The 6163-nt window shown below is 67.7% G+C and carries 7 protein-coding genes; 4 read left to right on the forward strand and 3 right to left on the reverse strand.

Annotation, left to right across the window (positions count from 1 at the left end):
• Window positions 1-1102, reverse strand: a 1102-nt coding sequence (locus VFW69_RS03995; protein ID WP_526498407.1) for a DEAD/DEAH box helicase, incomplete at its 3' end; no start/stop codon positions are given.
• A gap of 280 nt (window positions 1103-1382) precedes the next feature.
• On the opposite strand from VFW69_RS03995, the gene VFW69_RS04000 reads away from it, so the two are divergent.
• Window positions 1383-2090 (forward strand): ferritin-like fold-containing protein, encoded by a 708-nt coding sequence (locus VFW69_RS04000; protein WP_526498409.1) that lies wholly within the window; start codon window positions 1383-1385, stop codon window positions 2088-2090.
• Window positions 2091-2147: 57 nt separating this feature from the next.
• On the opposite strand, the gene VFW69_RS04005 is transcribed toward VFW69_RS04000, so the two are convergent.
• The gene (locus VFW69_RS04005) at window positions 2148-2858 is read right to left on the reverse strand and encodes an MmpS family transport accessory protein (protein ID WP_526498411.1); all 711 of its coding nucleotides are present in this window, start codon (window positions 2856-2858) and stop codon (window positions 2148-2150) included.
• A 218-nt stretch (window positions 2859-3076) separates the two neighbouring features.
• On the opposite strand from VFW69_RS04005, the gene VFW69_RS04010 reads away from it, so the two are divergent.
• Window positions 3077-3337 carry a DUF3107 family protein gene (locus VFW69_RS04010; RefSeq protein WP_526498419.1) on the forward strand — a complete coding sequence of 87 codons (261 nt, stop codon included), beginning with the start codon at window positions 3077-3079 and terminating at the stop codon, window positions 3335-3337.
• On the opposite strand, the gene fasR is transcribed toward VFW69_RS04010, so the two are convergent.
• Window positions 3334-4020, reverse strand: a complete 687-nt coding sequence (fasR, locus tag VFW69_RS04015) for an HTH-type transcriptional activator FasR (protein WP_526498413.1) — start codon at window positions 4018-4020, stop codon at window positions 3334-3336. The two genes, VFW69_RS04010 and fasR, sit on opposite strands and share 4 nt — an antisense overlap.
• 93 nt (window positions 4021-4113) lie before the next feature.
• Between fasR and VFW69_RS04020 the strand changes: the two genes are divergently transcribed.
• Both VFW69_RS04020 and VFW69_RS04025 read left to right on the forward strand, forming a co-directional pair.
• The gene (locus VFW69_RS04020) at window positions 4114-5244 is read left to right on the forward strand and encodes a DUF3152 domain-containing protein (protein WP_526498415.1); all 1131 of its coding nucleotides are present in this window, start codon (window positions 4114-4116) and stop codon (window positions 5242-5244) included.
• Between the two features lie 102 nt (window positions 5245-5346).
• The coding region (locus tag VFW69_RS04025; RefSeq protein WP_526498417.1) for a HesA/MoeB/ThiF family protein at window positions 5347-6163 on the forward strand (817 nt) is incomplete at its 3' end.

Genomic DNA, 6163 nt, shown 5'->3' on the forward strand with positions numbered 1-6163 from the left:
AGTCGACCAGAGTCACCGCGACACCGGTCTTGCCTGCGCGGCCGGTGCGCCCGATGCGGTGCACGTAGCCCTGCTGGTCCTCGGGGATCTGGTAGTTGATGACGTGGGTGATGTCATCGATGTCGATGCCGCGGGCGGCGACGTCGGTGGCAACCAGCACATCGACATCACCGCTCCGGAAGGCCTTCAGCGCCTTCTCGCGCGCCGCCTGTCCGAGGTCGCCGTGCACAGCGCCCACCGCGAAACCGCGCACGGCCAGCTCGTCGGCCACCTTCTGCGCCGTGCGCTTGGTGCGGGTGAAGATCATGGTGGCGCCGCGGCCATCGGCCTGTAGCACGCGGCTGACCAGCTCCACCTTGTCCAGGGCATGGGCCCGGTAGACGTACTGCACGGTGGTGTCGTGGATGGCCGCCGAGTGCGGCGCTTCGGCCCGGATGTGGGTGGGCTGGTTCATGAAGGTGCGGGCCAGCGTGATGATCGGGTCCGGCATGGTCGCCGAGAACAGCATCGATTGCCGATCGGTCGGGATCTGGCGCAGGATGCGTTCGATGTCGGGCAGGAAGCCCAGGTCGAGCATCTCGTCGGCCTCGTCGAGCACCAGCACCGACAGTCCACCCAGTTGCAGGTGGTTCTGTTGGCTCAGGTCGAGCAGCCGGCCCGGCGTGCCCACCACGACGTCGGCGCCGGCGCGCAGCGCCTCGATCTGCGGCTCGTAGGGGCGCCCGCCGTAGATGGGGACCACCGACAGCGGCCGGTCGTCCTCGGCGGTCAGATGCTTGGCGGCCAGCGTCAGGTCATCGGTGACCTGCAGGCACAGCTCGCGGGTGGGCACCACGATCAGCGCCCGCGGTGTGCCGTTGAGCGGCCGCGCGGCGGTGCCGGCCGTGATGCGCTCCAGTAGCGGCACGCCGAAGGCGAACGTCTTGCCCATACCGGTGCGGGCCTGCCCGATCAGGTCGTCGCCGGCGAGCGCCATCGGCAGGGTCAGTTCTTGGATGGCAAAAGGGGTTTCGATCCCCTTTTCGGCGAGCGCGCGCACGATTTCGTCGCGGACGCCGAGTTGCGCAAAGGTCAGTTCAGTTGTGCTGGTGAGTGCGGTCATGCGTGAGTAAGTTGCCTCTCGGTGACGTATCGGTTTGTGTCGGTGTTTCTCTGTCGCGGTCACGCGCGCACGAGTTCCGACTCCGAATACGTCGCCGAGTCGCCGGCCCTGGCTCAATCTGGGATGGCCCAGTTAGGGCGGGCCCGCTGTGCACGCACATTTCGCCGATAGCGGCTTGAACAAACAATTACGGCATAAACACAGCCGCCATCGACCTCCATGATAGCTGGTCGACAGCTCGCTCCCATTTTGCGCTAAGCCAGCCGACTACAGTGTTGCCATGACCCGGCCCTCCTGCCAGCCCGCTGCCGCCGACCAAATCGACGATTCGCCCGCCCCGCGGCTGTCGGCCGACCACCCGGGCGTCAACGAGCTGTTCGCAGTCCTGGCCTACGGCGAGATCGCCGCGTTCTACCGGCTCACCGAAGAGGCGCGGATGGCCCCTGACCTGCGCGGACGGATATCGATGGCGAGCATGGCCGCCGCCGAGATGCAGCACTACGAGCAGCTGCGCGACGCGCTGGAAAGCCGCGGCGTCGACGTGGTGTCGGCGATGTCCAAGTACGTCTCGGCGCTCGAGAACTACCACCGGCTGACGATGCCCAGCACGTGGCTCGAGGCGTTGGTGAAGACCTATGTGGGCGACGCTTTGGCGGCCGATCTGTACCTGGAAATCGCCCACGGTCTGCCCGATGAGGTTGCCGACGTGGTTCGCGCGACCCTGTCGGAAACGGGGCACTCGCAGTTCGTCGTCGCCGAAGTGCGCGCCGCGGTGACGTCCAGCGGCAAACAACGCAGCCGGCTGGCGCTGTGGTCACGCCGCCTGTTCGGGGAAGCGATCACTCAGGCCCAGTACCTGCTGGCCGACCACGACGAGCTGGTCGACCTGGTGATGTCGGGAGCCGGCGGGCTGGGCCAGCTCAACGCTTTCTTCGACCGGATGCAGCAGACGCACGACCGCCGCATGCACGAACTGGGCCTGAGCTGAGGCTCGCCGTGATCGCAAGCGCGGCGCAGCCGGGCGCAGCGGGTCACGGCATCGGGCTCAGCCTGCGCAGGTCGCCATGTTCGAGGTGTTGGACGCGATGACCCGCTGACCGGCGGCGTTGTAGATCGAGCAGCTGAGGCGACCGTAGAAGCTGGTCGCCACGACGGACTCGGTTTCCACGCCCGGATTCAGCACCACCGCCTTGGACCACGGCAGCGACACGTTGAACTCGGTCTGCGGCACGCCCCGCGCATCGGTGTAGACGATGTTCACCAGGTCCAGCAGCTGCTTGCTTCCGTTCACGCTGTACAGGACGGTGCGCGGGTTCAGCGCGGCCGTCGGTGGTGCCGCCGCGAGCGGGGGCGCCACGGTGGGTGCTGCCACAGCCGGCGGCGCGATGGGCGCGGCGCTGGGCGTGGTCACCGTCGTGACGGTCTCGGCCGGTAACTGGGAGGGGCCCGGAGCGGCGCGAGGCGGCACGGATGCCTTGGTCGTCGCGGGTGCCGAGGTCACCGGGTGGGGAGCCGGTGCGCCCACCGTGGCCTTCGTCGACGCGCTATCGCCGCTGTTGATGATGACGGCGGTGGCGATGGCGCCCAGGGCGACCACCGCGCCCAGCACCGCAGTGGCCGGGCGCCAGCGCGAATCGGCCGGCCACCCCGTCCAGTTGTAGTCGGCGTCCAGCGAGGGATCGGTGTCGGCGTCGTAAGCCTCGTCCTCGGGGTAATCCCGGATCCTGTCGTCAAGGTGCGCCCACGTGGTACCCATGGTGCCGAAGTTAGCCATGTGAAAACACAGATCGGGTATAGCGCGGGCGCCCGAGTCAACCTGCAAGCGAATCGTTACCGCGCTGCGACCAAGTTTTCGCTCACCGCGAAGTGCGGGGACGCGGCGAGGTGGGATTCAGCCGCGTCCACTAGCCTGCTGCTGACAGGGCCGGGACTTCATACCTGCGCAAGGCTGCAAGACCCATGGAAGGGGTGACCGTGGAGGTCAAGATCGGTATCACGGATAGTCCGCGCGAGCTGGTCCTTGCCAGCGCCCAGACGCCCGCCGAGGTCGAAGAACTGGTCAGCGCCGCCCTGAGCGACGGGTCGGGTCTGCTGCGCCTGAGCGACGAGCGGGGGCGCCGCTTCCTGATTCACACCACCAGGATCGCCTACGTCGAGATCGGCGTCGCCGACGCGCGCAGGGTGGGCTTCGGGATCAGCGCCGAATCCGGCAAACACGCCGACAAGGGGAATTAAGAGCGGGTAAGCGGCACATGTGACAGTCCGCCCCAGGCGAACTGGACGGTGCCGTCGACGGCGTCAGCCTTGGAGATCGGGCGGTCGGAGTCCAGCCAATACCTCGCGCAGTCGACGCTGATGCCGACCAGACCGACGGCGACCATCCGGGCCCGGTGCGGGTCCAGCCCGGAATCCTCGCTGATCAATGCGAAAACCGCGTCGATGCAGGATTCGGTGGCGACGCGAACCTGGGCGGCCACTTCGGGTTCGGTGACGTAGTCGTTCTCGAAGATCAGCCGGTAGCCCTGGCTGTCGTGCTCGATGAAATCGAAGAACGCCTGCACCGCGGAGTGCAACCGGCGCCGGTTGTCGGTGGTGGCGCTCAGCGCATTCTGAACGCCCGAGACCAGGTTGTGCACGTGCCGCGCCAGCACCGCCAGGTACAGCTCAAGCTTGCTCGAAAAGTGTTGATACAGAACGGGTTTGCTGACCCCGGCGCGGTCGGCGATTTCGTCCATACCGGCCGCGTGGTAGCCGCGGTCGACGAACACGTCGCTGGCCACGATGAGCAATTGGCCGCGCCGCTCGTCGCGGGGCAACCGGTTGCCTCGCCGATTCGAAACCGCGGCTCCGTCTGCCGGCCGACCGCGGTCAGCCGATCGGACGGCGCGCCGCGCCGGCACCTTGGCGAGTTCGCTCATCGATTCCTCATCTGATTATCGGCGGCCGGCCCTCGGTAACGCGGGGCCAGCCACTCGCAGTCCGTGGGAAGTACCTTACTACCCGAGGAGTCGATGCGATCGTCATCGCCGTCGTCGCCGCAGGCAGAAGCGGTGTCGGACGGCGGATTCGGGCGCGCCACGGACGGCGCGGGTGGGCGGCTGTGTAATCCTGGGGAAATGACGTCCCCCCGGCCGCCGCGCAGCTCGGGTCGCATGCCGGTGTTACGCGACGAGTGGCGAGAGCCGCTGCGGGCGCTGCGCGACCCCCTCGCGCGGGAAGCCGGGCGGGCGCGGGCCGATCGTGAACGGCCGCGACAATGGCGCAAACAAACCTGGCTGGGGCGATTCGTCTCCACCTATGGGTGGCGCGCATACGCCCTGCCCGTCCTGGTGGTACTTACCGCGGTGGTCATGTATCAGACGGTGACCGGCACCGGCGCGCCTAAGCCGACGACCAGCCGGCCCATCCAGAGTCCGCCTGCGATCGGCGCGGTGGGCACGACGATCATCGACGCTCCGCCGCGCGGGCTCGCCGCGTTCGACGCCAACCTGCCGGCCGGGACCCTGCCCGACGGCGGCCCGTTCACCGAAGCGGGTGACAAGACGTGGCACGTCGTGCCGGGCACCACGCCCCAGATCGGCCAGGGCACGGCAAAGGTGTTCAGGTACACCGTCGAAGTGGAGAACGGCATCGACCCGACCATGTTCGGCGGCGACGACGCCTTCGCCCAGATGGTCGACCAGACGCTGGGCAATCCGAAGGGCTGGACGCACAACCCGCAGTTCGCGTTCGTCCGGATCGACAACGGTAAACCCGACTTTCGCATCTCCTTGGTGTCGCCGGTGACGGTGCGCGAGGGGTGCGGCTACGAATTCCGGCTCGAAACCTCTTGCTACAACCCGGTGTTCGGCGCCAACCGCGAGGCGCGGGTCTTCCTCAACGAGGCCCGCTGGGTACGGGGAGCCGTGCCGTTCGAGGGGGACATCGGGTCCTACCGGCAGTACGTGATCAACCACGAGGTCGGCCACGCGATCGGATACCTGCACCACGAGGCGTGCGAGCAGCAGGGCGCCCTGGCGCCGGTGATGATGCAGCAGACGTTCTCCACCTCGAACAACGACGCCGCCCAGTTCGACCCCGACGTCGTCAAGGCCGACGGGAAGACCTGCCGGTTCAATCCCTGGCCGTACCCGATCGCTTAGCCCGGCCTAGCCGGCCGGTGCGCGTTGCTGCGCCCTCGGTGGGCTGCTGTGATGGTGGTAGACGACGCTTACCACTAGGCCAACTGAAGGAGATGTTTCGCCGTGTCGACGCCACTGCCGCCTTTGGTGGCGCCCGCAGATCACCTGAGTGGCGACGAGGTGGCCCGTTACAGCCGTCACCTGATCATTCCCGGCCTGGGCCCCGACGGGCAAAAGCGGCTCAAGAACGCCCGGGTGCTGGTGATCGGCGCCGGCGGCCTCGGCGCGCCGACGCTGCTCTACCTGGCGGCGGCCGGCGTGGGCACGATCGGCATCGTCGATTTCGATGTGGTCGACGAGTCGAACCTGCACCGTCAAATCATCCACGGGGTGGCGGACGTCGGGCGGTCCAAGGCCCAGTCGGCGCGCGACTCCATCGCCGCCATCAACCCACTAGTCGACGTGCGGCTGCACGAGTTCCGTCTGGACTCGACCAACGCCGTCGAGTTGTTCGGCTCCTACGACCTGATCGTCGACGGCACCGACAACTTCGCGACCCGCTACATGGTCAACGACGCGGCCGTCCTGCTCGGCAAGCCGTACGTGTGGGGATCGATCTACCGCTTCGACGGCCAGGCGTCGGTGTTCTGGGAGGAGCACGGTCCCTGCTACCGCTGCCTCTACCCCGAGCCCCCGCCGCCCGGCATGGTGCCGTCGTGCGCCGAGGGCGGCGTCCTGGGCGTGCTCTGCGGGACGATCGGTTCCCTCCAGGTCAACGAGGCCATCAAGGTCATCACCGGGATCGGCGAGCCGATCGCTGGTCGCCTGATGATCTACGACGCACTGGACATGACGTTCCGCTCGGTCAAGGTGCGCAAGGACCCCGAGTGCCCGGTCTGCGGGAAGAACCCCACGATCACCGAGCTCATCGACTACGAGG

The organism is Mycobacterium sp., assembly GCF_036273375.1.
Taxonomy (GTDB): Bacteria; Actinomycetota; Actinomycetes; order Mycobacteriales; family Mycobacteriaceae; genus Mycobacterium.